Consider the following 25833-nt stretch of genomic DNA (forward strand, 5'->3'; position numbering starts at 1 on the left):
AAGAGCCGGCTGGAATGACGACTATCGGGCTCAGTTATTCTTTGGTTAAAATATCAACAAAGTGTGCTCCCGCCCTGTACTGGAATCTGTGCTCTCGCCCTAGTACGAATATTGGCCGCCTGAGCCAGTAGATGGCGTTTAAATAAAAATAAGGAGTGACATTGGAAATAAAAGAAACACAGCTAGGGAGCCTGAGAACTCTACTTGGGATTATGCCAGAGCTGGAAGATAGAGATAGTTTATTTTTCTTTCGTGGGCATGCTAATAAAGAATTCTCGCTACTGCCTTCGATATATCGAAATCAGCGTTGGTTTTCAAATGAAGACAAGATCATTCGAGAGATTATCATGCGCTGCCCTAACGAATTCATCTCTATGAAGAGCAGTTTTGAAAAGCTAGTAAAAATGCAGCACTATGATTTACCTACAAGATTGCTTGACATTACAGAGAATCCATTGGTTGCGCTTTATTTTGCTTGCGTTGGCGAATATGAAAGGGATGGGGAAATTATTTTCTTTAAAATCCCTAAGTCAGAGGTTAAATATTTCGATAGCGATACTGTCAGCGTTGTGTCTAACGTTGCATGGGCTAAAGCTGATTTTGAAGTGGCTGAACGATTTGATGGAGATTATAGTAAGTTTCATCATAAAGAAAATCATCATGCTTTAAAGCTAATGCATGATATTAAACAAGAAAAACCACATTTTTTGGAAAGAATAAACCCGAATCATGTAAAAAGTGTAGTTTGTGTAAAGCCAAAAATGGATAACCCTAGAGTCGTCCGGCAAGATGGTGCGTTTTTATTGTTTGGTATCGGGCAAAATAAACACATTCCAGCTACTCTTCCCGATGAGTGGATTTTTAGGCCGAAACATAAGCGATACATTATCAAGTCATCAGATAAGTTGAGCATTTTGAAACAGTTATCTGGGGTCGGCATTTCAAAAGCAAAACTATTTCCTGAGATGGACATGGTTTCACAGTTTATTAAAAATGATTATGGTTTGGATAATGTTGAATTTTCTTCAAGCATTAAAGAATACGTACCGTTCAGCATTAAAGTATCATATTCCCGCTGAGTTGAATGCTATGTCCTTTAATTAAGGACGCTATCTATGTCCATTGAATTGATTAGAAGGGTGCAACGCTTTAGAACTAAATCGTCGGACATTAGTTTCCCAGAACACATAATCGACTTTGAAAGTGGTAACTTTTCTATTTCATGCATCCCCTAGCCGTCGGCGCCCCCGATCACCGCGCAAACGGTAAGAAACAGTACGTCATAGAAGGCATAATTAATTTTTGCGTTTTGGCGACGATCATGAATGTCAGCAAAAAACTGAGTTAGAACGGCATCAATCGGCATGGAGAGTCCCTAAAAAGAGAGCATAAGATCACAAGCTGATCTTGAGGTCAAATCAAAATCACAGGCAACATTTTTACATCATATTGCCAACTGTAAGTTCACGGTCTCGCCCTGATATAGTATATGGTGTTATATATAGATATATTAATTTTAATTAAAGCCAAATATCAATTGTAGTTCCAGCCATTTGGTAGGTATAGGGAGAAATGCGTTGCTTAATTACTCTTATTATCCATTTGAAAGTCATCTTGATGATATTGACGAGGAGGATCTTCTTTTATTAAGGGATGTTTCAGAGGGTTGGTATATTGACTATAAGATTCAGGGGTTGAAAATTGTCGACTATGCAAAGCATATGTCTGCTTTTGCCAATCAATATGGCGGTTGGTTAATCCTTGGTGTTAGTGAAAGCTCTGATGGGTGCCGTACTGCTGCGGAATTCATTGGTGTACAAAGAAGTGATTTAGAAAAAATATCTAGAGATATTAGAGAAGCGGCCTCGGCCCATATTAACCCTGAGGTTTTATATGTAGAAAAAATAATCCACGGACCACTTGTTGATATTGGGCTAGCAGAGGGGAGATCAATTCTAATTATTGGAATTCCTATGAGCCATAACACCCCTCATATACACTCTTCTGGCAGAATATATCGAAGGTTGGCTGATCAATCTAAGCCCAGAGAAGAGACAGATAGATATATTCTTGATGAATTGTGGCAGCGTGGTCATGATAAAAAAATTAAAATGTCTAAATTTCTAACAGATGTCCCTATGCTTCCATCCAACCAAGCCGACGCGCCATGGGCATATATCTATTTAAAACCGGCACAGGGACAGCTTGGGCCTTCAAAAAAACTGTCATTTTCTGAGTTTTCTAATATTGTAAGAAATACAAATAAAAACATTTTAGGTGTACATGCCCCAATGACTGGAGTTAACTCAACTACAGATGGGTTTATTGCAAGACAAATACAGGTTAGTGATCCAAGTCAACCGACACTTACATTGAGGTGGTGGCATGATGGCGTAGCACGATTTGATATTCCATTGAATTTGTTTGATTTGAGTCAGTTTATCAAAACCCATGGTGAAAATAATTATTGCAAAGAGTACTGTCAGCTTGCCTATGACTTAGGTCACTCAAACATAAAAATAGTTGACTACTCTATTTTTGTACAAATAGTAGCTTCGTTATCCAATTGTTATCTTCACATGTTAAAAGCTACAGACGATAATCGAGATATTTTCTCATGTTTCACTCTAAGAAATGTATTTCATACATCTCCATTTGTAGACTCCGAAAAATTCATTAAAAGATCTAGAGAGTACTCTATTCCATTAACCATGGATAAAAATATTGTTGTGCCACAGGAACCTAGTGAGCAGAATATGTCTTTCCATGAGAGGGCGACGCGCATAGTTAATTTTGATTGTTATCAGGAATATCAACCTGTGCCCTATGTATTTGCAATGCCAATTGTCTTCCGAGTATTTGAAGCAGTTGGAATTACATCCGATGCAAATGAGTTAATAGATGATACCGACGCTTGGGGTTTTAGTAAAGTTCGCAATGTCCCAACAAATACTTTTCAATAGGCATACTTTTTCTTATATTAATTTATATGAATATTAATGTGGCAAAATATAAATTGATGACGCTAGATGTCATGATTATAAACAGAGTGGTCTTATGACTATATATATAGATAGTATGGAATTTAACGTTATTACAGAAAAACAAGGGGTTTCATGGAAACCTATAAAGGACATTGAGATAAAAAATGATAAGCGTTATTTAATATCAGATAGAGAGTTTGATTATAAAAGTACAAAAATAAATGTTGTAGAAGTACTTGATGGGAAATATCGGAGAGTATCTACTAGAAAGACTTCAAAAGGTCCATACCTTAACTTTGATGTTACTATATCAGCTGATACAAATAGAGTGAAACGCTCAAAATCTTTACTTCTTCATAGAGCGAGATTAATAGCGTTTATTGGCGAGGATATATCTAAGCCGTATGCTAGACACGGGAGCTTGGGGCGACATAACAATGATATAAATAACTTGCAGTGGGGGACTCATCAAGAAAACATGAATGATACCAAAGAACATGGAAGTCATAAAGGAGCAAATAACACCCAATCAAAGATCACAGAGGAGTTAGCATTGTCTATTTATGTTCTTTCTAGATTAGGCCTAATAGATTCTACAATTTTAAATTCGTTACCAATTGGAAAGGGGGCTGTAGCCGCGATCAAAGCGAATAGAAAATGGGCGCATTTAGTCACGGATGACATAAAATCTTTAGTTGATAAAAGTATAAAGCTGAACGAAATAAAGTGTAAGTCTATGGTTGAAAAAGCTTTATTAGAGCAAAGTGTTTTGTTTGAACAAGAGCGAGCGTTACTAAAAAAGAAAATAAAACAAAAAATTATGACTAGTCTTTCAGCGGCTTTAGAATAATAAATGGCTACATATTTTATGCTATACGTCATTTATTACTAGAAGAGAGTTTTTCTCTAAATTAATAAGTATGCTGAAGCTATTGCGTTTGGAATATAATGTAATTGGTATGAAACATACCATAATTTAATGATTAATTATATTGACAGTGCAACATAAACATGACATTGTTTTGTTTTGTTTTGTTTTGTTTTGTTTTGTTTTGTTTTGTTTAAAACCGTAACTGGTTGATTCACAATGCTTTAGTGAGTGATTTCGAGGGTTCGAATCCCTCCCTCACCGCCAAATTGCAAAAACCGACCTGATGGTCGGTTTTTTGTTTTTAGGCGCCATCCAGACGTGGTGCTGGCAGTGTGGAGCGAAAAACTTCGCTTGGTTTGTCCGAAGCTGCGGCTCGTCTTAAAAAGCGGCAATGCCGAATAGTTCTGTGGCTTGTCGGCGCGGATCTGACGTTCAGCGCCATAGTGCACTGCCAGATTGAAAGCCTTGATGGAAACATCAGGGCTTTTTGCTATCCGCGTTTTTCGCGGGCGCTGTGGGCAAGCCGATGGCGATGGGGGGCTGGCTCGGGTATAGTCCTGCGCCAATGGCGTTATCCTGTTTTGCTGACCCGTCGTGGCCCTGGTGGTAGCGAGGGGCAGGCCTGTGTAAGGAGTGTTATGAAGTTCAGTCCCCTGCTCGATGAGATGATGAAAGCCCTGCAGGTATTGCCGGGGGTGGGGCCCAAGTCTGCCCAGCGGATGGCCTTTACCCTGCTCGAGCGTGAGCGCAGCGGCGGCTTGCGGTTGGCCCAGCTGCTCTCTCGCGCCCTGACCGAGATTGGTCATTGCAGCCACTGCCGCACCTTTACCGAGAACGATCGCTGCGATATTTGCGCCAATCCCAAGCGGGAAGAAAACGGCCTGCTCTGTGTGGTGGAGAGCCCGGCGGATGTGGCCGCCATCGAGCAGACCGGTCAGTTCTCCGGTCGCTACTTTGTGCTGATGGGCCATCTGTCGCCGCTGGACGGCATCGGTCCGGAGGAGCTGGGGCTCGATATTCTCGAGCGCCGGTTGAAGGATGAGCACATCAGCGAGCTGATCCTCGCCACCAATCCCACTATCGAGGGGGATGCCACCGCCTGGTATATCGCTGACATGGCCCGTCATGCCGGGGTGGAGGTGAGCCGCATCGCCCACGGGGTGCCGGTAGGGGGTGAGCTGGAGCTGGTGGATGGCACCACGCTGTCCCACTCCCTGATGGGGCGGCAGCGCTTGAAATAACAAGGTGAGCCGGTTTGTTGCCCCCGAATCAACAGGGGGCGAACTGGACAATAAATAGCCGTTTGAGCTGATTTAAAGGGGCGAGTGAGCAGGATTGCAGACTCGCCCCTTGATATTTGATTGGCCGTCCCCATCTAGGTTGGGCATATGTTCAACCCGATGTTTCTGAGGATTGGTCCATGACCCAAAGTGTTCATGCCGAAACCCACGGCTTTCAGACTGAAGTTAAACAACTGCTGAGCCTGATGGCTCACAGCCTCTACTCCAACAAAGAAGTATTCCTGCGCGAGCTGATCTCCAACGCCTCCGATGCGGCGGACAAGCTGCGCTTCAAGGCGCTTTCCGATGCCTCTTTGTTCGAAAACGACGGCCAGTTGCGTGTGCGTCTGGTGGTGGATAAAGAGAAGCGTACCCTGACCATCTCCGATAACGGGATCGGTATGACCCGTGATCAGGTGATCGAGCACCTGGGTACCATCGCCAAGTCCGGCACCGCAGAATTCTTCAAAAACCTCTCTGGCGATCAAGGCCGTGACTCCCAGCTGATCGGTCAGTTTGGGGTCGGTTTCTACTCCGCCTTCATCGTTGCCGACAAGGTGACCGTCGTTTCCCGTGCCGCCGGTACTGCTCCGGAGCAGGGTGTGCAGTGGGAATCGGAAGGGGAAGGCTCCTTCACCGTCGCTGACGTGACCAAAGAGGGTCGCGGTACCGACGTTATCCTGCATCTGCGTGCCGAGGAAGAAGAGTTCCTCGACGACTGGCGTCTGCGCTCCGTGGTGAGCAAGTACTCCGATCACATCAGCGTGCCGGTCGAGATGTTCAAAGAGGGCACCCCGGATCGTGAAGAGGATGGCGAAACCATCGTCGGTACTCCGGGCGAGTGGGAGCAGGTCAACCGCGCGACTGCACTCTGGACCCGCAACCCGAAAGATATCAAGGACGAGGAGTATCAGGAGTTCTACAAGCACGTCGCTCACGACTTCGAAGATCCGCTGCTATGGGGTCACAACCGGGTGGAAGGGGCGCAGGAGTACACCAGCCTGCTCTACGTACCGGCCCGCGCACCGTTCGACCTCTACAACCGCGAGCAGAAGCACGGTCTGAAGCTCTACGTGCAGCGTGTCTTCATCATGGATGACGCCGAGCAGTTTATGCCGACCTACCTGCGCTTCGTCAAAGGGGTGCTGGATTCCAACGATCTGCCGCTCAACGTCAGCCGTGAAATCCTGCAGGACAACAAGGTGACCGCCTCCCTGCGCAAGGCGTGCTCCAAGCGCGTGTTGACCATGCTCTCCAAGCTGGCCAAGGATGATGCCGAGAAGTACGCCAAGTTCTGGAAAGAGTTCGGCAACGTGCTCAAAGAGGGCCCGGCCGAGGATTACGCCAACCGCGAAGAGATCGCCAAGCTGCTGCGCTTTGCCAGCACCGCTGGCGAGGGTGAAGCCCAGACCGTCTCTCTTGAGGATTACGTTGGCCGCATGAAGGAAGGCCAGCAGAAGATCTACTACATCACTGCTGACTCTTATGCCGCTGCCAAGAACAGCCCGCACCTCGAGATCTTCCGCAAGAAGGGTGTCGAAGTGCTGCTGATGTGGGAGCGTGTGGACGAGTGGCTGATGAGCCACCTGACCGAGTTCGACGGCAAGCAGCTTATCTCCGTCACCCGTGGCGAACTGGATCTCGGCGATCTGGAAGACGAAGCCTCCAAGCAGGCCCAGGAAGAGGCCGAGAAGGCCAACGCTGGTCTGGTTGAGCGGGTCAAGAAGAGCCTCGGCGAAGCGGTGAAAGAGGTGCGCGTTACTCACCGTCTGACCGATTCACCCTCTTGCATCGTCACCGACGCTTACGGTATGAGCACCCAGATGATCAAGCTGATGCGCGCCGCCGGTCAGCCGGTACCGGAGCAGAAGTACATTCTGGAGCTCAACCCCGACCACGCGCTGGTGAAGAAACTCGACACCATCGAAGACGAGGCGCTGTTCGGCGAGTGGGTCACCCTGCTGCACGAACAGGCCCAGCTGGCCGAGCAGGGCGGGCTGAATGATCCGGCGAGCTTCGTCTCCCGCATCAACCGCCTGCTGCTGCAAGCCTAAGCCGCAACTCCGATAACAAAAAGCCCACTGCATGCAGTGGGCTTTTTTGATCCCGCCGTGTGAGCGCGGCGAAAACAGCGGCAAGGGAGACGGCCAGCGCCTCTCTATTTACGGTATTCGTTGTTGTAGTTCTGGATCAGACGCCGGGTCACCTCGTGCTGGGGATCGGCAAACACCTTGAGGGTCTTGCCGCGCTCCACCACGCGCCCTTCATGCATCACCAGCACCTCGTCGCTGATGTGGCTGACGATGCCCAGATCGTTGGCCACCAGCACATAGCTGAGCCCCATGGTCTCCTGCATCTCCAGCAGCAGGTTGATGATCTGGGAGCGTACCGAGATATCCAGCGTGGAGAGCGCCTCATCGGCCACCACGATCTTGGGGTTGAGGATCAGCGCCCGCGCCAGCGCCACCCGCTGCTGCTGACCGGAGGAGAGCATCTGCGGGTAGAACAGGGCGTGATCCGGCAGCATCCCCACCATGCGCAGGGTCTGCACCACCTTCTCGCGGCGCTCCTCTTCACTCATTTCGGTGTTGAGGCGCAGCGGGGTTTCCAGGATCTGGCCGACCCGGATCTTGCGGTTCAGCGAGGTGTTGGGATCCTGAAAAATCATCCGCAGTAGTTTGCAGCGAGTCTGGTAATCACCGTGCACCATCAGCTGGCCGTCGATGGCGATGTCGCCGCTGGTGGGTTCGATCATGCCAGCCAGAATGCGGGCGAGGGTGCTCTTGCCGGAGCCCGCCTCGCCGACGATGGCCAGAGTCTGCCCAACTTCGAGGTCGAACGAGAGAGGTTTGATCGCCTCCACCGCCTGACGACGGAACAGACCGGTGCGGTTCTGGTAGGTTTTGCTAAGGCCTCTGACCTGCAACAGGGATGGCTCGATCACAAGCGGGGCTCCTTCATGGGGGCATTAACGGTCATCATTTTTTCGGCTCCTCCATGTTCAGCGGGAAGTGACAGCTGAACTGATGGCCCTTGATCTTGTTCATCAGCGGGGTCTGCACGCACTGCTTCTGGGCGTAGGGGCAGCGTGGCCCCAGACGGCAGCCGATGGGCAGGTGTTGCAGCGGCGGGATGACGCCGGGCAGGGTTTCGAGGCGCGACTTGTGGCGCACCAGCTTGTCAAAGTCGGGGATCGATTTGAGCAGCGCATCGGTATAGGGGTGATGCGGGGTCTCGAGGATCTGCTCCCGGGTGCCCACCTCCACCATCTGGCCGCAGTACATCACGTTGATGGTATCGGTCAGGTTGGCGATCGCTGCGATGTCGTTACTGATGATCAGGATGGTGGTGTTGCCCAGCTTGTTCATCTTGTCCAGCAGCCGCAGGATCTGGGAGTGGGTGGTGGATTCCATGGCGCTGGTGGGCTCATCGGCCACCAGCAGGCGCGGCTTGTTGGCAATGGCCATGGCGATCATCACCTTCTGGCACATGCCATCCGACAGCTCGTGGGGATAGGCGCGCATCACCTTGCGGTGATCCTTGACGCCGACCCGGTGCAGCAGGGCGATGGCCTTCTTCTTGCGCCACTGGAAGCGCTGCCAGAATTGCCCCTCGAACGAATCGGTCGGGATCGCCTCTTCCAGCTGGGTGCCGATCTCCTCGGAGGGGTCGAGACAGCTGATGGGATCCTGAAAAATCATGGCGATCTCGCGACCCATGATGCGGCGGCGCTCCTTGGGGGCCATGGTCAGCAGATCCATGTCGTTGAAGCGCATCCGGTCGGCACGTACCGTCCAGTTATCCTTCTCGATACCGACGATCACCTTGGCCACCAGACTCTTGCCTGAGCCGGATTCACCCACCAGACCGCGGATCTCCCCCTCGGTCAGGGTCAGGCTCACCTTGTCCACCGCCTTGACCTTGCCTTGCGGGGTGTCGATCTCGATGGTGAGATTGCGTATGTCGAGCAGAGGCATCAGTCATTCCCCTCTTTGAGTGCTTCACGAATGCCTTCACCAACTAAATTGGTGACCAGCACGCTAAACAGGATGGCGATGCCGGGCAGGGTGACGGTCCAGGGGGCGAGATAGATGAGGTCGCTCGAATCGGCCAGCATGGTGCCCCACTCCGGTTGAGGGGACTGAGCACCGAGGCCAAGAAAACCGACTGCCGAGATATCGAGGATGGCTGCCGACAAGGTGCGGGTGGTCTGGGCCACCAGGGTTTCGACGATGTTGGGCAAAATGGCCAGCCGCATGATCCTGAAGGGAGGCGAGCCATCGAGGCGGCTGGCGGTGATGTACTCCTTCTGCATCTCGGCATGCACTGCGTTGTAGGTGGCCCGGATAAAGGGCGGGATCAACGCGAGGGTAATGGCAATCAGGGTATTGCCAAAACCCGGCCCCATGATGGCGACCATGATGATGGCCATCAGCAGGGAGGGGATGGAGAGCAGGGTATCGAGCAGGTGGTGCAGCACGCTCGACTTGAGCCCCTTGCTCATGCCACCGAGGATGCCGATGGCGGAGCCCACCACCATGGCGATCACCACCACCACCAGCGCATAACCGAAGGTGAGCCGCGCCCCCACCACCAGCCGGGAGAGCATGTCGCGCCCCAGATCATCGGTGCCGAGGAAGTAGTCGATATTGCCGGTCGCCGCCCAGGAGGGGGCCAGCAGCAGCTTGTCGGCATGCTGTTCATCGATGCCGTAGGGGACGACCAGCGGCCCTACCAGCGTGATGAGCAGCAACAGCAAAAAGCACCAGAGCCCCGCCATGGCCAGCGGATTGCGGCTGTAGGAGGCCCACGTCTGCTCAAGGGGCGAGAGGATCTTGAGCTCGGGATAGATGTTCGATTTATCTTGCATAGGATACCTGGCTCCTGGTCACGCCATGAGCGCGTTCAATCTTGTTTGGCATACAACTCTTTGCGCCGTGCCGGATAGATAAGGGTGGTCAGCAACTCGGTGCTGACGCTGGTCAGGATCACGAAACTGGCGACCACCAGGGTGGCGCCACGAATGGCGGCGTAATCCTGCAGGGCGATGCTGCTGATGAGCCAGCGACCGATCCCGTGCCACTCGAACACCACCTCGGTGATCATGGCGGAGGTGAGCACGCTGCCCAGTTGCAGACCCAGCAGCGGCAGTACCGGCGGCAAGGCGTTCTTCAGACCATGGCGCCAGACGATCTGCGCCTTGGAAAGCCCCCGGCTCGCCGCCGCCTTGATGTAGTTCTGCTTCATCACGTCGATGAGGGAGCTGCGCACATGGCGGATCACCTCGGTGGTGGGCACCACCGCCAGCACCAGTGACGGGAGGATCAGGTGGCGCAGGGCATCGTGCAGCGCCGCTTGCCGCCAGGGCTCGTGGCTGAGCAGCACATCGATCACCGCGATGCCGGTGATGGGCGGCACGTCATAGAGCAGGCTGATCTGACCCGATGCGGGTAGCCAGCCAAGGTCTAGCGAAAAGAGCATCACTACCAGCAGCGCCAGCCAGAACACCGGCACCGCATAGCCGATCAGACCGGCGGTCATGATGGAGAGATCCAGCGTCTTGCCCTGTGACAGTGCCGCCAGGGTGCCAAGAGGGATCCCCACCAGCAGCGAGATGGCAAAGGCGGCCAGACAGAGGATCAGGGTCGCCGGGAAGTAGTGGCGGATCTCGTCCAGCACCGGCAGCCCGGAGACGCTGGATAGCCCCAGGTCCCCTGCAAAAATGCGGCGCAGGAAGTCGGGGTAGCCGCTCCAGAAGCTGATCTGATGGCCGATCAGCCGATAGTCCAGCAGATAGGCGACGAAGGTCAGCGCCAGCAGGGTGATGAGCAGCAGGTTGATGCGGCGCAAGGTGTATAGAAGCATGCTTACTCCCTGTGAGCCTGGTTGAAGGAGGTGCCGCCAAAGGGCATCAGCGTCAGCCCCTCGATGTCGCTGCGGCTGACCTGGGTACGCAAGGCGTGCGCCAGCGGGATCAGCGGCAGCTGTTCGTTAAGCAGGGTCTGGGCATAGTAGTAGTTGCGCAGCCGGAACGAGAGCTGGGGCGTGGTGACCGCATCATCCAGCAGCTGATCGAAGGCCGGGCTGCACCAGCGGCTGTAGTTGTTGCCCCGCTCCACCGCCGAGCAGCTCAGCAGCTGGCGGAAGAAGTTGTCCGGATCGGCGTTGTCGGCAATCCAGCCGGAGAGCAGGCTGTCGTACTGCCCCTTGGTGAGGCGGCCTTCGATCACCGGCCACTCCCGTTGCACGATCTTGAGCTTGATCCCGACCTTGGCCAGATCACTGCGGATCAGCTGGGCGGTCTTGACCGCATCGGGGTTGTAGGGGCGGGCGTCCGGTTGTACCAGCACCTGCATCTCGAACCCTTTTTCCAGTCCCGCTTCCTTGAGCAGCTGGCGCGCCCGTTTCAAGTCGGGCTTGCGCTCGGGCAGGCTGGGGTTGTAACCCCATGAGAGGGGGGGCAGCAGGCTGTTGGCGGGCAGGCCGGTATCGAAATAGACCGCCTGCAACAGGTTGTCGATATTGATGGCGCTGGCAATGGCTTGGCGAACCTTGACGTTGTTGAACGGCGGCTTGCGGGTATTGAGGGCCAAAAAGGCCACGTTCATCCCCGACTGGACCGAGAGGCTCAGCTCCGGATTTTGCTTGATCACCGAGAGCTGGCTGGCGGAAGGGGTGCTCATCACGTCGCACTCGCCGGTCAGCAGCTTGGCCAGCCGTTTGGCGGATTTGGGAGTGATGTCGTAGACCAGCTGTTCAATCTTGGCATCGCCGCCCCAGTAGCCGGGGTGGCGCAGATAGCGGATGAACTCGTTGTGGCGATACTCCTTGAAGCTGAACGGGCCGGTGCCGATGGGGCGGCTATCCAGCAGGGCTGGCGTGCCCGCCTGCAGCATCTGTTCGGCGTATTCGGCGGAGAGGATCACCGCATAGTCGCTGGCCAGGGTGGCGAGGAAGGAGGCGTTCGGCTGGTTCAGCTCGAATACCACCGTCTGCGGCCCCTTCTTGCTCACCCGCTTGATCAGCAGATCTTGCCCCAGGCTGTAGAAGTAGGGGTAATCGCCGCCGGAGACATTGTGGTAGGGGTGCTGCTCGTCAAGCTGGCGGGCATAGGTGAAGACCACGTCATCGGCATTGAAGGTGCGGGTGGGCTTGAACCAGGGGGTATGGTGAAACGTCACCCCCTTGCGCAGAGTCAAGGTATAGGTGAGGCCATCCTCGCTGATCTGCCAGTTGGTGGCGAGCGCCGGCTCCAGCGCCAGGGTGTTGGGGTTCACCTCCAGCAGGCGGTCGTAGAGCGGACGGGCACTGGCATCCAGTGTCACCCCGGAGTTGGAAACATGGGGATTGAAGGAGAGGGGTGAGCCCTCAGCACAATAGATGAGTCCGGTTTTGGAGGCCTCGGGTTGCTTCTGGCAGCCGGTGACCAGCACCAGCAGACCCAGCAGCAAGGGTGTGAGCATTCTCATTGTTGAACCATGTTCTTATAGGGGCTTTGTACGCACGTTTTGATACAAATGTGCCAGCGCGAAGGCTGGCGTGTTGCTGGCGTCGGCATCAACTGCGCTCCTTCACTCTTGTTCTGCATCGTTATCGCCATCCAGCAGCTGATACTTGCGTAGCATGCCACGGAACTGGTGATAGCTTAAGGCCAGCAGTTGAGCGGCTTTGCGCTGATTATACTGGGATTGCTGCATCGCTTGCTTGAGTAAATTAATCTCGTATTCCGCCACCGCCTGCTTGAGATCGAGCGGCAGGGTGAGGGGGGATGCGGATTGTACCTCGCTTCGGGCCTCTTGCGCAGGTTGCGTAGCCTGTGGTCGCCAGGGTGAATCAAACGGGTTGATCACCAGGGTCGAGAGCGGCAGCTGGGGATTGCCCTGACGGTAGATGCTGCGCTCCACCACGTTCTTCAGCTCCCGCACGTTGCCCGGCCAGTGGTAATCAAGCAGTAACTGGGTTGCTTTACGCGAGAAACCGGCAAACAGCGGATAGCCCAGCTCCCGGGTCATGCTGTGGGCGAAGTGCTCCGCCAGCATCAGGATATCTTCCCGCCGCTCCCGCAAGGGGGGGAGGGTGATCACATCAAACGCGAGCCGGTCGAGCAGATCGTGGCGAAACTGCCCCTTGTCGGCGAGCGCAGGGAGATCCTCGTTGGTGGCGCAGACCAGCCGCACATCCACCTTGAGGGGCTTGGCCCCGCCCACCCGCTCGAACTCGCCATATTCGATGACCCGCAGCAGCTTCTCCTGCACCCGGGCGCTGGTGGTGGCCAGCTCGTCGAGGAACAGGGTGCCGCCATCGGCCCGCTCGAAGCGGCCCTGATGGCGCTTGGCCGCGCCGGTAAACGAACCCGCCTCGTGACCGAACAGCTCGGTCTCCAGCAGGCTCTCGCTCAGGGTGGCGCAGTTGATGGTGACAAAGCTTTGATCCCAGCGCGCCGAGAGATAATGTAGGCGGTGGGCGATCAGCTCCTTGCCCGTCCCCCGCTCACCGATGATCAGCACGGGTTTGCGCAGCGGGGCGAGCCGTGAGGCCTGCTCAATGATCTCGAGAAATGCGTTGGATTCCCCCAGCAGGCTTTCCGTGGCCGTGGTCATAGTGATCCCTGTCAGTTGTAAAAGCTGGTCAATCTTACCAAAAGTTGGTGAATTTAATCATCACTTGCGCGAGGTATCTTGCAATCCAGCCATTCTGCCCCATATAAATCAACAAGTTAAATTTTGTTCCAGATTGGCACACAAGTTGCCATTGTCAATGGAGAAACAACGCCATGCCAATAACAGGAGTGCAATCATGAGTATTTTTTCCCGTCTGGCCGACATCATCAATTCCAACCTGACGGCCCTGCTCGACAAGGCAGAAGATCCCCAGAAGATGGTGCGCCTGATCATCCAGGAGATGGAAGACGAGCTGGTCAAGGAGCGTTCCAATCTGGCCCGCTTCCTCGCCAGCCAGAAAGAGATTGGCCGTCAGGTCGCCCGTCATCAGGAGCGGGTCGATGAGTGGCAGGCCAAGGCCGAGCTGGCCCTGACCAAGGGGCGTGAAGATTTGGCCCGCGCAGCCCTTATCGAGAAGAAGAAACAGACCGAGTTGTCAGAGACCCTCTACCGCGAGCAGCAGGCGGTCGACAGCGGCATCGAGAAGCTGGCTGAAGAGATCCGCCAGCTCGAAGCCAAGCTGGAAGATGCCCGCGCCCGTCAAAAGGCGATGGCCATTCGCACCGAAGCGGCCAGCAGCCGTCTCAATGTGCAGAGCCAGGTAGCCCGTGGCGAGAGCCAGGCGGTGGTGAGCAAGTTCGAGCGGATGGAGCGTCGTATCGACGAAATGGAAGCGCGCGCCGATCTGGGTCAGTCCGACAAGGCGCTGGCGCAGCAGTTTGCCGAGCTGGAAGTGGACGATCAGATAAGCAAAGAGCTGGAAGCCATGCGCCAGAAGCTGGGCCAGGGCGACAGCAAGAGCGAAGGTAAACAGGGGGAGTAACAGATGGAAGATCTGCTGGGCGTATTGATGGTTCCCATGGTGGTCTTCATGGTGGTGGTGGCCCCCATCTGGCTGGTGCTGCACTACCGTGCCAAGGGGCGGATTGGCGCCGGTCTTGCCGATAGCGAGCGGGAACAGCTGCAAGGGTTGCTGGCCCGCACCGAGAAGATGCAGGAGCGGGTTGGCGCGCTGGAATCGATTCTGGATGCGGAAGTACCCGGTTGGAGGAACAAGGTATGAGCAGTGTCAGTCGTGAAGGGCGTAACCTCTATCGCGATCCCCAGCGCGGCAAGATAGCCGGGATCTGTGCCGGTTTGGCAGAGTACTTCGGGGTAGAGACCTGGATCGTGCGGCTGCTCGCCATCAGTGGCCTTATCTTCGCCGGTTTCATCACCTTCACCGCCTATATCGCCGCCTGGTTCTTGCTCGATAAAAAGCCGGTCACCCTCTATTCGCAAGAGGATGCCGACTTTGCCGAGGTGCGGATGAAGGCGCGCAGCTGGCAGGCAGGTGTCACCCCTCATCAGGCGCTGGGCCGTATCGCGCAGGAACTTGACGCGCTGGAGCCGAGAGTTCAGCGGATCGAGAAGCTGGTGACCTCCAGAGAGTTCACCCTGCAGCGGGAATTTCGCAAGCTGTAGTGCCTGTCGAAAGTGCCTGCTGAAGCACCCAATGTCGATGGTGGAGTCTTTTGTGATGCGCCACCATCGACACCAACTATCCAGACGTGGATAAGTGGTCGACCTATCGCACGGCCAAACACGCCGGATGCAACCACCAAGGGAGAACGGATCAAGCCTTGATACTCAATAAACTGGAACAGAAGTTGACTCGCCTGCAACACAAGGCGAACGACGTGGTGAACCGGGTGCGGGATCGCCATATCCGGCTGGCGGTGACCGGCCTCTCGCGCAGCGGCAAGACCGCCTTTATCACGGCGCTGGTCAACCAGCTGGAACATGCGGCCATCGATGGCCGTTTGCCGTTGTGGGATGCCCTGCGTCAGGGGCGCATCCTCGGCGCCCGCCGGGTGCCGCAGCTCAATGCCCATATTCCCACCTTTGCCTACGAACGTGGCCTCGACTCCCTGTTTGGCGATCCACCGGCCTGGCCCGAGCCCACCCGCGGCGTGGCCGAGGTTCGCCTCGAAATTCGCTATCGCACCCGTCATCCCCTGCGCAAGCATCTGGGGGAGATCTCCACCCTCTACGTGGATCTGGTGGACTACCCCGGGGAGTGGCTGCTCGACTTGCCGCTCCTTGAGATGAACTACGAGCAGTGGAGTGAACAGGTGCGTGAGCAGCTGCGTCGCCCAGAGCTGCAAGCACTCGCCGCCAGCTGGCTGACACCCGGGTGGCAGGCCGATCAGCGCTTCGAAGAGCGGCCGGTGGCTGAGCTGGCCGAGCGTTACACCGCCTATCTTCATGCCTGCAAACAGGAGCTGGGATTGCACCTCATTCAGCCCGGCCGCTTCGTCTTGCCGGGGGAGTATGCCGGTGCCCCCATGCTGCAATTTGTCCCCTGGGTGTGGGAGATGCCTGCCAGCGAACCCGCCGATGGCACCCTCTACGCCACCCTCAAGCAGCGCTTCGAGCAGTACAAGCAGCATCTGGTGCAGGGTTTTTATCAGCAGCACTTTGCCGGCTTTGATCGCCAGATCGTGCTGGTGGACTGCCTGCAGCCCCTCAATGCCGGGGCAGCCAGCTTTGGCGACATGCAGCAGGCCATCGCCCGCATCATGGAGAGCTTTGCCTATGGCAAGAGCAACTGGTGGCGGCGGCTCTTTTCGCCGCGCATCGACAAGCTGCTGTTTGTGGCGAGCAAGGCCGATCACGTCACCCCCGAACAGCATGCGCCCATGGTCTCCCTGCTCCAGCATCTGGTGCGCAGCGGCCGCGGGCAGGCCCGTTTTGAGGGGATCACCACAGAGTGTCTGGCGCTCGCCGCTATCAAGGCGACCGAAGTGGGCAAGGGGGTGGCCAATGGCCGCGAGTTCCCCGCCATCCGTGGCACCAGCCTGAGCGGTGAATCGCTGCTGCTGTTCCCGGGGGAGGTGCCACCCCATATTCCCCCTGCGCAGTGGTGGAACAGTCAGGGCTTTGATTTTCAGGCGTTTCGTCCCATGCCCATGAGCGCCCATCAGGCGCTGCCCCATATCCGGCTCGATGCGGCGCTGGAGTTTCTGCTCGGGGATCACCTCGAATAACGGTGTGCGGCTCGGGGTTGTTTCCTGCGCTGCACACAGGAGACTGTTTTCAGGAGAACAAGGCGATGAACGATCAGATAAAAGAGCGGCCGCCGCTGCAGGGCAAGGTGATCCTTGAGCCTACCTTGACGGTGGCCAGTAACGAGCGACCGCCCGCACCGGCCCAGCGGCTGGAGGAGGCGAGCTTCGAGCGGCTCGACGAGCTGGACGATTTGACCGAGGTGGAGAGCACCCTCGTCATCAAACCGCGCCGCCGCCATCGGCTGCTGGCGTGGGGGCTGGGGGCGGTCGGTCTGCTCTCGTTGGGGCAATATGGCGCCTTTCTTTACGATCAATTCCTCACCACCCCGCTCTGGGGCAGCGCCTGGCTGGCAGCCTCAGCGCTGGTGGCGGCGGGGACTGCCAGCGTGGTGGGGCGCGAGTGGTTGCGACTGCGTACCCTCAAGCGGCGTCAGGATGTGCGCTCGCGGGCAGAAGATCTGCTGGCCCATCAGGGAGTCGGGCAGGGGCAGGCCTTTTGCGAAGGGTTGGCGGTCAAAAGTGGCGACAAGGGGCGCGAGGGGTATCAAACCTGGCTGGCCCAGCTCGACGAGAGCCACAGCGATCGGGAGGTGCTGACCCTCTACAGTCAGCTGGTACTCGGCGAGCGCGACAAGCTGGCACAGGCGCGGGTGGCCAAATGGTCGGGGGAGGCCGCGGTGTTGGTGGCGCTGAGCCCGCTCGCTACCGTCGACATGATGCTGATGCTGTGGCGCAACCTGCGGATGATCGAGGATATCGCCGATGTCTACGCCATCGAGCTTGGCTACTGGAGCCGCATTCGCCTCATTCGTCAGGTGTTTCGCAACATGCTCTACGCCGGTGCCACCGAGCTGGTGACCGAGGTGGGGATGGATCTGCTGGGCGCCGAGCTTACCGCCAAGCTCTCCGCCCGTGCGGCACAAGGGGTGGGGGCGGGGCTGCTCACCGCCCGCCTTGGCCTGCGCACCATAGAGGCGTGCCGCCCGCTGCCCTGGTGTGCGGACGAGAAACCGAAACTCGGTGAGCTGCGCAAGCGGCTGATCGGCCAGCTGGCGGGGTATCTCAATAAATCCTGATAGCCCTATCTGCACCTTGCTGCGATGACCCATGCCCCTGTCGTGCTCGCCAAGCCGCAGGGGCATGGTTTTAATCGTCAGATCATTGAGTTGGCAGCATGGCCCGACTTTGGCGAGGCGCCTGTTTACGGTTAAGCTGGCAGTCAATCGTATCAATCACACCAATCGTACCAATCGGCAAGGATGCCCGATGAACTTTACCTTTCGCCAGATCCGTTATTTTGTGGCCGTGGCCGACAGCTTTTCAGTGAGTCGCGCCGCCGCCGAGCTGCATATCTCCCAGTCGGCGGTCACCAGCGCCATTCGCGAGCTGGAGACCGAGCTGGGTGCCCCGCTATTCGAGCGCAACCCGCGCGGCGTCACCCTCACCACTCAGGGGCACCAGTTTTTGCTCCACGCCCGCCGCATTCTCGGCGCCATGACCGAGGCGAGCCACTCCCTCAAAGCAGTCGCTCAACAGGATCAAGGGCGACTCACCATTGGCGTGACCACCTTGGTGGCGGGTTACTACCTGTCGGAGGCGCTTGGCCGTTTTCGCCGCGCCTTTCCGGCGGTACAGATCGAGGTGAAGGAGGATGAACAGCCTTTTCTGGAGCACCAGATCGTCAACGGTGAGGTGGATGTGGGGATCCTGATGACCAACCGCACCATCCGGCAAGAGGCGTTCGATACCGAGCTGCTGACCCGCTCGCCGCTGCGGCTCTGGCTGGCCGCCAACCACCCGCTCTGCGCCGAGTCGACCCTCTCCCTGACGGCACTGGGGGAGGAGCCGATGATCTCGCTGACCGCCGATCAGCTCGATCAGATCATCGGTGGCGGCCTGCGCCGCTACGGCATCTCTCCTCGCATCGTGCTGCGCACCGCGTCGGTGGAGGCGGTGCGCAGTCTGGTGGCGAGCCAGCTCGGGGTTGCCCTGTTGCCCGATTTTGCCTATCGCCCCTGGTCGCTGGAACAGGAGCGGGTCGAGGCGCGCCCCATCAAGGAGCCCATTCCCGCCATCGATATCGGGCTGGTGTGGCGCCGTGGTTCTCGGCTGGATTGGACGGCGCGGGAATTTATCGATATCGCGCGGGATCAGAGCCGGTTGCGGGCCCGTCAGGCGCTCCCTCGCTAGCCATCTCTTGCGGGGTTGCCACTAAAATTCAGATTCATCTGCACTCGATATCGATTTAGCTGATACCTAAGCCACCAAAAATTGAAATATTCATCGTATTGCCACTCCCCTAAGCTCATTGCTGGTTAACAGGATGTTAACGCCCATGGCGGCGTTCCTTCACCTGATGCAAGTCAACACAATGCAAGGAGTGCATGATGAAATTGACCCCTCTGATGCTGGCTCTTGTGCCGGCGCTGCTGGCAGGCCAGACCCAGGCTGCCCCGACCGAGCTCGGCAAGGGTGAAGGCCAGCTCAATATCGTGGCCTGGGCGGGCTACGTCGAACGTGGCGAGACCGACAAGAACTACGACTGGGTGACCGGCTTCGAAAAAGAGACCGGCTGCAAGGTGAGCGTCAAGACGGCAGCCACCTCGGACGAGATGGTGGCGCTGATGAACGAGGGGGGCTTCGATCTGGTGACCGCCTCCGGCGATGCCAGTCTGCGCCTTATTGCTGGTGGCAAGGTGCAGCCGCTCAATCTGGCGCTCATTCCGAGCTACAGCAAGATTGATCCCCGGCTGCAAAATGCCCCCTGGCACACGGTGGATGGCAAGCACTACGGTGTGCCCTACCAGTGGGGCGGCAATATCCTGATGTACAACACCAAGGTGTTCCCCAAGGCACCGGACTCCTGGAACGTGGTGTTCGAGGAGCAGACCCTGGCGGATGGCAAGTCCAACAAGGGACGGGTGCAAGCCTTTGACGGCCCGATCCACATCGCTGATGCCGCCCTCTATCTGATGACCCATCAGCCCGCGCTGGGCATCAAAGATCCTTACGAGCTGAACGAGGATCAGTACAAGGCCTCCCTCGATCTGCTGCGCAAGCAGCGCCAGCTGGTGGGACGCTACTGGCATGATGCCTTCGTCCAAATCGATGACTTCAAGAATGAAGGGGTGGTTGCCTCCGGCTCCTGGCCGTTCCAGGCCAATACCCTGATCGCCGACAAGCAACCTATCGCCACCACTGTGCCCAAAGAGGGTGTCACCGGTTGGGCCGATACCAGCATGGTGCACAGCGATGCCAAGAACCTCACCTGCGCTTACAAGTGGCTGGAGCACTCCCTGAACAACAAGCTGCAGGGGGATCTCGCCTCCTGGTTTGGCTCGGTGCCTGTGGTGCCTGCCGCCTGCGAGGGCAATGCCCTGCTGGGCCCGACCGGGTGCAAAACCAACGGTATCGACAACTTCGATCGGGTTCGTTTCTGGCGCACTCCGGTCTCCCAGTGCAAGAGCCAGGGAACTTGCGTGCCCTATTACCGCTGGGTTTCCGACTATATCGCCATTCTGGGCGGTCGCTAAGGCAGGTTGAGCAAGGTGGTCGCAACGGCTGCCATCTTACCAACGGCAGGGGAGTTGCACCTCCTCTGCACAACCACCCAAACCGGATAACCAATGGGCCGGACAGGAGTCCGGCCCATCCCAGCACAGACAAGGACGCCCCATGAACGCCGTACAATTTGACCGGGTCAGTCGCCACTATGGCGAGGTGAAGGCGGTCGATGACATCTCTTTCCAGATCCCCTCCGGGGAATTCTTTACCCTGCTGGGGCCGAGCGGTTCCGGCAAAACCACCTGCCTGCGGATGATCGCGGGCTTCGAGTACCCGAGCGATGGGGAGATCCGCCTGTTTGGCGAACCCTGCTCCACCGTGCCGCCCTATGATCGCAACCTCAACACGGTGTTTCAGGACTATGCCCTGTTTCCCAACATGGATGTGCGCGACAACATCGGCTATGGCCTGATGCTCAAGGGGGTCGCCAAGGCCGAGCGCTACCGCAAGGTGGACGAGATGCTGGAGCTGGTGCGGCTGCCCGGCGTCGGCAAACGTCGCCCAAGCCAGCTCTCCGGCGGCCAGCGCCAGCGCATCGCCATCGCCCGGGCCCTCATCAACCAGCCACGCATCCTGCTGCTGGACGAGCCGCTGGGGGCCCTCGATCTCAAGCTGCGCGAGCAGATGCAGCTTGAGCTCAAGGCGCTGCAACGCCAGCTTGGCATCACCTTTATCTTCGTCACCCACGATCAGCAGGAGGCGCTCTCCATGAGCGACCGGATCTGCATCTTCAGTCAGGGCAAGATCGAGCAGATCGCCGCGCCAGATACCATCTACGACGCCCCGGCGACGCCGTTTGTGGCCCGCTTCGTCGGCACCGTCAATCTGTTCGAAGGAGAGCAGGCCAGACGGCTGTGCGGCGACGGCAGCCAGATGATGGTGCGCCCGGAGCGGATCCGGCTCAGTGAGGCGGGTACGCCGGGCTGGTCGGGGGAGATCCGCGAAGTGGAGTATCTGGGCCCCTTCGTCCGTTATCGGGTCAGCCTCGGGGAGCAGATCGAGATCATCGTCAACCATCCCAATGAGGGGCAGGCCCGCCTGAGCCGTGGTACCCAGGTCAGCCTCAGCTGGCCGGAGCAGGCCATCCATCGCCTGAGCGCCACTCATCAAGGGGCGCAGCCATGAGTGCCCCTCACAGTGCGAGTCTTGCCATGAACCATCAGCCCGACCCTGCCCGTTTCAGGCCGCTGCGGCGCCTCTCGACCCTGCTCTATGGCCGACCCGGCCTGCTGCTGGCGATCCTGCTGGGGCCGCCGCTGCTGTGGCTCGGCATCATCTATGTCGGCTCCTTGCTGATGCTGCTCTCCAACTCCCTGTTCGGGCTGGATGAGTTCAGCGGTCAGGTGCGCCACGAGCTGGGGCTGCAAAACTTTGTCGCCCTGCTGCGGCCGGAGAATCTCGATGTGATCGGTCGCACCGTCGGCATGTCGCTGCTGGTGACCCTGGCCTGCGCCCTGCTCGGTTTTCCGGTTGCCTACTACATGGCGCGCTACACCAGTGGCAAGACCCGGGCGCTGTTCTATGTGGGGATCATGTTGCCGCTCTGGTCCAGCTATCTGGTGCGGGTCTATGCCTGGAAGCTGATCCTGGCCAAGGAGGGTGTCATCAGTTGGTTGGCGCACAGTATGGGGCTGGAGTGGCTGCTTGATGCCATCCTCTCGCTACCTGTGATTGGGGGCCCGTCGCTCTCTTTTTCGCGGCTTGGCACCTTTATCGTGTTCGTCTACGTCTGGCTGCCCTTCATGATCCTGCCCATTCAGGCGGCAGTGGAGCGTATTCCGCGCTCCCTCCTGGAGGCGAGTAGCGATCTGGGGGCGACACCCGCCCAGACTTTTCGCAATCTGATCCTGCCGCTGGCGTTGCCCGGTGTGGTGGCGGGCTCCATCTTCACCTTCTCGCTGACCCTCGGTGATTACATCATCCCCGGCATCATCGGCAACTCGACCATGTATATCGGTCAGGTGGTCTACATGCAGCAGGGAACGGCGGGCAATCTGCCCTTCGCAGCCGCCTTCTCGCTGGTGCCAATCCTCATCATCGCCATCTATCTGGCGATTGCGAAACGACTGGGGGCTTTTGATGCGCTTTGACCCTATCGCTTTGAACCGGCAGCAAGGAGGCCGTCATGTCAGCTAGCTCAGTGATCAGTCAGGGACAGCGCCCTTCGGGCCTGCTCAAGTACGCCGCCATCGGCGGGCTGTTGTTCCTGCACTTTCCCATTCTGTTTATCTTCCTCTACGCCTTCACCAGCGAGAGCAAGAGTTACCAGTTTCCGCCCCCCGGGCTCACCCTCAAATGGTTCGAGGTGACCCTCAATCGTCCCGATGTGTGGCGTGCCATCCAGTTGTCGCTGGAGGTAGCGGGGCTGGCGACACTGGTGGCCATGATCCTCGGCACTCTGGCGGCAGGGGCCATTGTCCGCAGCCGCTTCTTCGGTCAGGAGGTTGTGTCACTGCTGCTGGTGCTGCCCATCGCGCTGCCCGGCATCGTCACTGGTATCGCGCTGCGCTCGGCCTACGGCTTGATGGAGATCCCGTTCAGCTTCTGGACCATCGTTATCGGCCACGCCACCTTTTGCGTGGTGGTGGTCTACAACAATGCGCTGGCCCGTTTTCGCCGCACCAACCAGAGCCTCATCGAGGCGTCGATGGATCTCGGGGCCGACGGCTTCCAGACCCTGCGCTACGTGATCCTGCCCAATCTGGCCACGGCGCTGCTGGCGGGGGGCATGCTGGCCTTTGCCCTGAGCTTTGACGAGGTGATCGTCACCACCTTCACGGCGGGCCAGCAGACCACGCTGCCCATCTGGATGTATCAGGAGCTGATCCGCCCCCGAGACAGGCCGGTCACCAATGTGGTGGCCCTCATCATAGTGGCCTTCACCACTATCCCCATTTTGCTTGCCTACTACCTCACTCGCGACACCCATGATGTCGCTGGCAGTGGCAAATAATGACTCAACGCGTGCGCAAGGATGCAACCATGAAACTCTCTACCCAACTCTTGATTGATGGTCAGTTTGTGACCGGCGAGGGGCAGGCCGAACCGATTCTCAACCCGGCCAACGGCGAGCAGATCGCCGCCGTGCCGGAAGCTTCGTTCGAACAGGTGAACCGGGCGGTGAACGGTGCCCAGCGCGCCTTCGCCCAGTGGAGCCGCACCACCCCGGCCCAGCGCAGCAACCTGCTGCTGCGTCTGGCGGATCTCGTCGAGCACCACGCCGAGGAGTTCGCGGCGCTCGAATCCCTCAACTGCGGCAAACCCTATCTGGCAGTGCTCAACGACGAGCTGCCCGCGGTGGTGGACTGCTTCCGCTTCTTTGCCGGGGCGGCTCGCTGCCTGCAAGGGCCGCTGGCGGGGGAGTATATCGAGGGGCACACCAGCATGATCCGCCGTGATCCCATCGGGGTGGTGGGCAGTATCGCCCCCTGGAACTATCCGCTGATGATGGCGGCATGGAAGATGGCGCCGGTGCTGGCGGCGGGCAATACGGTGGTGCTCAAACCCTCCGAGCAGACCCCGCTCACCGCCCTGCGCCTTGCCGAGCTGGCCAGCGAGATCTTCCCGCGCGGTGTCATTAACGTCATCTGCGGGCGAGGCGAGAGCGTGGGGGCGCCGCTGGTGGAGCACCCGCTGGTGCGGATGGTGTCGCTCACCGGCGATATCGCCACCGGCCAGAAGATCCTGCAAAGCGCCGCCCGCACCATGAAGCGCACCCACCTTGAACTGGGGGGCAAGGCGCCGGTGATCATCTTCGACGATGCGGATCTGGAGGCGGTGGTGGCGGGCATTCGCACCTTCGGTTTCTACAATGCAGGGCAAGATTGCACCGCCGCCTGCCGTATCTATGCCCAGGGCAAGATCTACGACAAGTTCGTCGCTGCCATGACCGATGCGGTGGCCTCCATCAAGGTGGGCAGCCAGTACGAGGAGGGGGTCGAGATGGGGCCGCTCATCTCGGACAGACAGCGCAACCGGGTCGCCAGCTTTGTCGAGCGGGCTCAGAGCAGCGGTCATGTGGAGGTGACGGCGGGCGGCAAGATCCGCCCCGGCAACGGCTTCTTCTTCGAGCCGACCCTGATTGTCGGGGCTCGGCAGGAGGATGAGATCGTGCGGCGCGAGGTGTTCGGTCCCGTGGTGTCGGTGACCCGTTTCAGCGACGCCGAGCAGGTGGTGCAGTGGGCCAACGACTCGGACTATGGTCTCGCCTCGTCGGTCTGGACCAAGGATTTGAGTCTCGCCAGCAAGGTGGCCAGCCACCTGCAATATGGCTGCACCTGGATCAACACCCACTTCATGCTCACCTCCGAGATGCCCCACGGCGGCATGAAGATGTCGGGCTACGGCAAGGATCTCTCCCTCTATGCGCTGGAGGATTACACGGTGCCGCGCCATATCATGGTCAAGTTGTAGTGGGGATTGGTTAGCGGGTTGTCACAATTTATTTACAACTATTTCCGGCAGCCGACTCATGGGTCGGCTGCTTTTTTTGTTGCCATTTCGTTACAGTGAAACCGTGATGAAACGGCAAGGCGCCTTGATGTGGCGCCAGAGGATGGAACCGCTATGGCAACCTGTTATACCGCACACCAGCCGGATGCTGACGGGGTGATCCACTACAGCAACGAGGAGCATGACACCTGGCAGATCCTGATCGAACGCCAGTTCGCCGCTCTTGCTGGCAAGGGGTGTAACGAGTATCTGGCCGGTCTCGACAGGCTGGGATTGCCCCGTGATCGCATCCCCCAGCTGGCCGAGATCAACGCCGTCTTGCAGCCTGCGACCGGCTGGTCGGTGGCGGCAGTGCCAGCGCTCATCTCGTTCGATCGCTTCTTCGCCCTGCTGGCCAATCGCCAGTTTCCGGTGGCGACCTTTATCCGGCGGCGGGACGAGCTCGACTACCTGCAGGAGCCCGATATCTTTCACGAGATCTTCGGCCACTGCGCCATGCTGACCAATCCGGCCTTTGCCCACTTCACCCACCTTTACGGCCAGTTGGGGCAGCAGGTGAGCAAGGAGCAGCGGGTCTTTCTGGCGCGGCTCTACTGGTTCACTGTGGAGTTTGGCCTCTTGGCGACACCTGACGGGCTGCGGATCTACGGCGGCGGCATTCTCTCCTCTATCGGCGAGACCGCCTATGCCCTCTCCGGCCAGCCGCTACTGCAACCCTTCGATCTGTTGACCGTGCTGCGCACTCCCTATCGTATCGACATCATGCAGCCCACCTATTTTGTGCTGCCGAGTCTCGATCATCTCTACCAGCTGACCGGGGAGGAGATCATGGCTGCTCTGGCCGAGGCCAGTCGGCTTGGCCTCTATCCGCCGCGCTTTGAGGTTGCCAGCGGCAAGCAGGCGAGCTGACCACAGGCAAACAACCCTATTTCATATTCATTAATTTTTCATTAATTCAAGCAGGAGTAACCC

23 protein-coding genes and 1 pseudogene are annotated in these 25833 nt (G+C 57.4%); 17 read left to right on the forward strand and 7 right to left on the reverse strand.

Translation table 11 applies throughout. The annotated features are described in order from the left end of the window. The first annotated feature begins 161 nt into the window (after nt 1–161). Nucleotides 162–1079 (forward strand): FRG domain-containing protein, encoded by a 918-nt coding sequence (locus tag OKC27_RS10995; protein ID WP_182969154.1) that lies wholly within the window; start codon nt 162–164, stop codon nt 1077–1079. 155 nt (nt 1080–1234) lie between these two features. On the opposite strand, the pseudogene OKC27_RS11000 reads toward OKC27_RS10995, so the two are convergent. Continuing rightward, nucleotides 1235–1366 (reverse strand): annotated as a pseudogene (locus tag OKC27_RS11000) (transposase family protein); the annotation flags it as partial. A gap of 211 nt (nt 1367–1577) precedes the next feature. Here OKC27_RS11000 and OKC27_RS11005 point away from each other — a divergent pair. The 4 genes from OKC27_RS11005 (at nt 1578) to htpG (ending at nt 7189) form a co-directional block, all read left to right on the forward strand. Continuing rightward, nucleotides 1578–2963 (forward strand): AlbA family DNA-binding domain-containing protein, encoded by a 1386-nt coding sequence (locus OKC27_RS11005; protein ID WP_270806245.1) that lies wholly within the window; start codon nt 1578–1580, stop codon nt 2961–2963. A 94-nt stretch (nt 2964–3057) separates the two neighbouring features. Beyond that, on the forward strand, nt 3058–3834 hold the full coding sequence (locus tag OKC27_RS11010) for a hypothetical protein (protein WP_182969152.1): 777 nt from the start codon (nt 3058–3060) through the stop codon (nt 3832–3834). 659 nt (nt 3835–4493) lie between these two features. Further along, nucleotides 4494–5096: a recombination mediator RecR gene (gene recR, locus OKC27_RS11015; protein ID WP_042062229.1), complete on the forward strand. Its 603-nt coding sequence runs from the start codon at nt 4494–4496 to the stop codon at nt 5094–5096. Nucleotides 5097–5275: 179 nt separating this feature from the next. Continuing rightward, nucleotides 5276–7189, forward strand: coding sequence for a molecular chaperone HtpG (htpG, locus tag OKC27_RS11020; RefSeq protein WP_042657608.1), 1914 nt, complete (start codon nt 5276–5278; stop codon nt 7187–7189). Between the two features lie 104 nt (nt 7190–7293). Here the strand turns inward: htpG and OKC27_RS11025 are convergent, their stop codons facing one another. From OKC27_RS11025 to pspF, 6 genes are all read right to left on the reverse strand, one after another. Continuing rightward, nucleotides 7294–8079, reverse strand: coding sequence for a peptide ABC transporter ATP-binding protein (locus OKC27_RS11025; protein ID WP_182933976.1), 786 nt, complete (start codon nt 8077–8079; stop codon nt 7294–7296). A gap of 34 nt (nt 8080–8113) precedes the next feature. Beyond that, nucleotides 8114–9112, reverse strand: coding sequence for a peptide ABC transporter ATP-binding protein (locus OKC27_RS11030; RefSeq protein WP_042657607.1), 999 nt, complete (start codon nt 9110–9112; stop codon nt 8114–8116). After that, entirely contained in the window at nt 9112–10005 is an 894-nt protein-coding gene (locus tag OKC27_RS11035) for an ABC transporter permease subunit (RefSeq protein ID WP_042657606.1), read from the reverse strand. The genes OKC27_RS11030 and OKC27_RS11035 overlap by 1 nt, the downstream gene beginning before the upstream one ends. A 35-nt stretch (nt 10006–10040) precedes the next feature. Continuing rightward, nucleotides 10041–11000 (reverse strand): ABC transporter permease, encoded by a 960-nt coding sequence (locus OKC27_RS11040; protein WP_042657605.1) that lies wholly within the window; start codon nt 10998–11000, stop codon nt 10041–10043. A 2-nt stretch (nt 11001–11002) separates the two neighbouring features. After that, nucleotides 11003–12598, reverse strand: coding sequence for an ABC transporter substrate-binding protein SapA (gene sapA, locus OKC27_RS11045; RefSeq protein ID WP_182939732.1), 1596 nt, complete (start codon nt 12596–12598; stop codon nt 11003–11005). Nucleotides 12599–12706: 108 nt separating this feature from the next. After that, complete coding sequence (gene pspF / locus OKC27_RS11050) at nt 12707–13735, reverse strand: phage shock protein operon transcriptional activator (protein ID WP_182939471.1); 1029 nt, start codon at nt 13733–13735, stop codon at nt 12707–12709. A 196-nt stretch (nt 13736–13931) separates the two neighbouring features. Here pspF and pspA point away from each other — a divergent pair, with 196 nt between their 5' ends. From pspA to phhA, 12 genes are all read left to right on the forward strand, one after another. Beyond that, entirely contained in the window at nt 13932–14618 is a 687-nt protein-coding gene (pspA, locus tag OKC27_RS11055; RefSeq protein WP_182939472.1) for a phage shock protein PspA, read from the forward strand. Nucleotides 14619–14621: 3 nt separating this feature from the next. Next, nucleotides 14622–14858 carry an envelope stress response membrane protein PspB gene (gene pspB, locus OKC27_RS11060; RefSeq protein ID WP_005333672.1) on the forward strand — a complete coding sequence of 79 codons (237 nt, stop codon included), beginning with the start codon at nt 14622–14624 and terminating at the stop codon, nt 14856–14858. Further along, nucleotides 14855–15259, forward strand: a complete 405-nt coding sequence (pspC, locus tag OKC27_RS11065) for an envelope stress response membrane protein PspC (RefSeq protein ID WP_021231384.1) — start codon at nt 14855–14857, stop codon at nt 15257–15259. The genes pspB and pspC overlap by 4 nt, the downstream gene beginning before the upstream one ends. A gap of 158 nt (nt 15260–15417) precedes the next feature. Further along, nucleotides 15418–16824, forward strand: a complete 1407-nt coding sequence (locus tag OKC27_RS11070) for a YcjX family protein (RefSeq protein ID WP_182939473.1) — start codon at nt 15418–15420, stop codon at nt 16822–16824. A gap of 65 nt (nt 16825–16889) precedes the next feature. Next, nucleotides 16890–17921: a YcjF family protein gene (locus OKC27_RS11075; RefSeq protein WP_182939474.1), complete on the forward strand. Its 1032-nt coding sequence runs from the start codon at nt 16890–16892 to the stop codon at nt 17919–17921. Between the two features lie 190 nt (nt 17922–18111). Then, entirely contained in the window at nt 18112–19035 is a 924-nt protein-coding gene (locus OKC27_RS11080) for a LysR family transcriptional regulator (protein WP_005346246.1), read from the forward strand. Nucleotides 19036–19232: 197 nt separating this feature from the next. Beyond that, nucleotides 19233–20378, forward strand: a complete 1146-nt coding sequence (locus tag OKC27_RS11085) for an ABC transporter substrate-binding protein (RefSeq protein ID WP_042657598.1) — start codon at nt 19233–19235, stop codon at nt 20376–20378. 142 nt (nt 20379–20520) lie between these two features. Beyond that, nucleotides 20521–21534 (forward strand): ABC transporter ATP-binding protein, encoded by a 1014-nt coding sequence (locus OKC27_RS11090; protein ID WP_058051635.1) that lies wholly within the window; start codon nt 20521–20523, stop codon nt 21532–21534. Continuing rightward, complete coding sequence (locus OKC27_RS11095) at nt 21531–22499, forward strand: ABC transporter permease (RefSeq protein WP_182939475.1); 969 nt, start codon at nt 21531–21533, stop codon at nt 22497–22499. Before OKC27_RS11090 ends, OKC27_RS11095 begins: the two co-directional genes overlap by 4 nt. Nucleotides 22500–22534: 35 nt before the next feature. Then, nucleotides 22535–23362, forward strand: a complete 828-nt coding sequence (locus OKC27_RS11100; protein ID WP_182939476.1) for an ABC transporter permease — start codon at nt 22535–22537, stop codon at nt 23360–23362. Nucleotides 23363–23391: 29 nt separating this feature from the next. Beyond that, a complete protein-coding gene (locus OKC27_RS11105) occupies nt 23392–24822 on the forward strand; it encodes a gamma-aminobutyraldehyde dehydrogenase (protein ID WP_182939477.1) in 1431 nt (476 codons plus the stop codon). 153 nt (nt 24823–24975) lie between these two features. Next, nucleotides 24976–25770, forward strand: a complete 795-nt coding sequence (gene phhA, locus OKC27_RS11110; protein WP_182939478.1) for a phenylalanine 4-monooxygenase — start codon at nt 24976–24978, stop codon at nt 25768–25770. Nucleotides 25771–25833: the final 63 nt, after the last annotated feature.

The organism is Aeromonas sp. QDB62, from assembly GCF_027705695.1.
Classification (GTDB): domain Bacteria; phylum Pseudomonadota; class Gammaproteobacteria; order Enterobacterales; family Aeromonadaceae; genus Aeromonas; species Aeromonas allosaccharophila.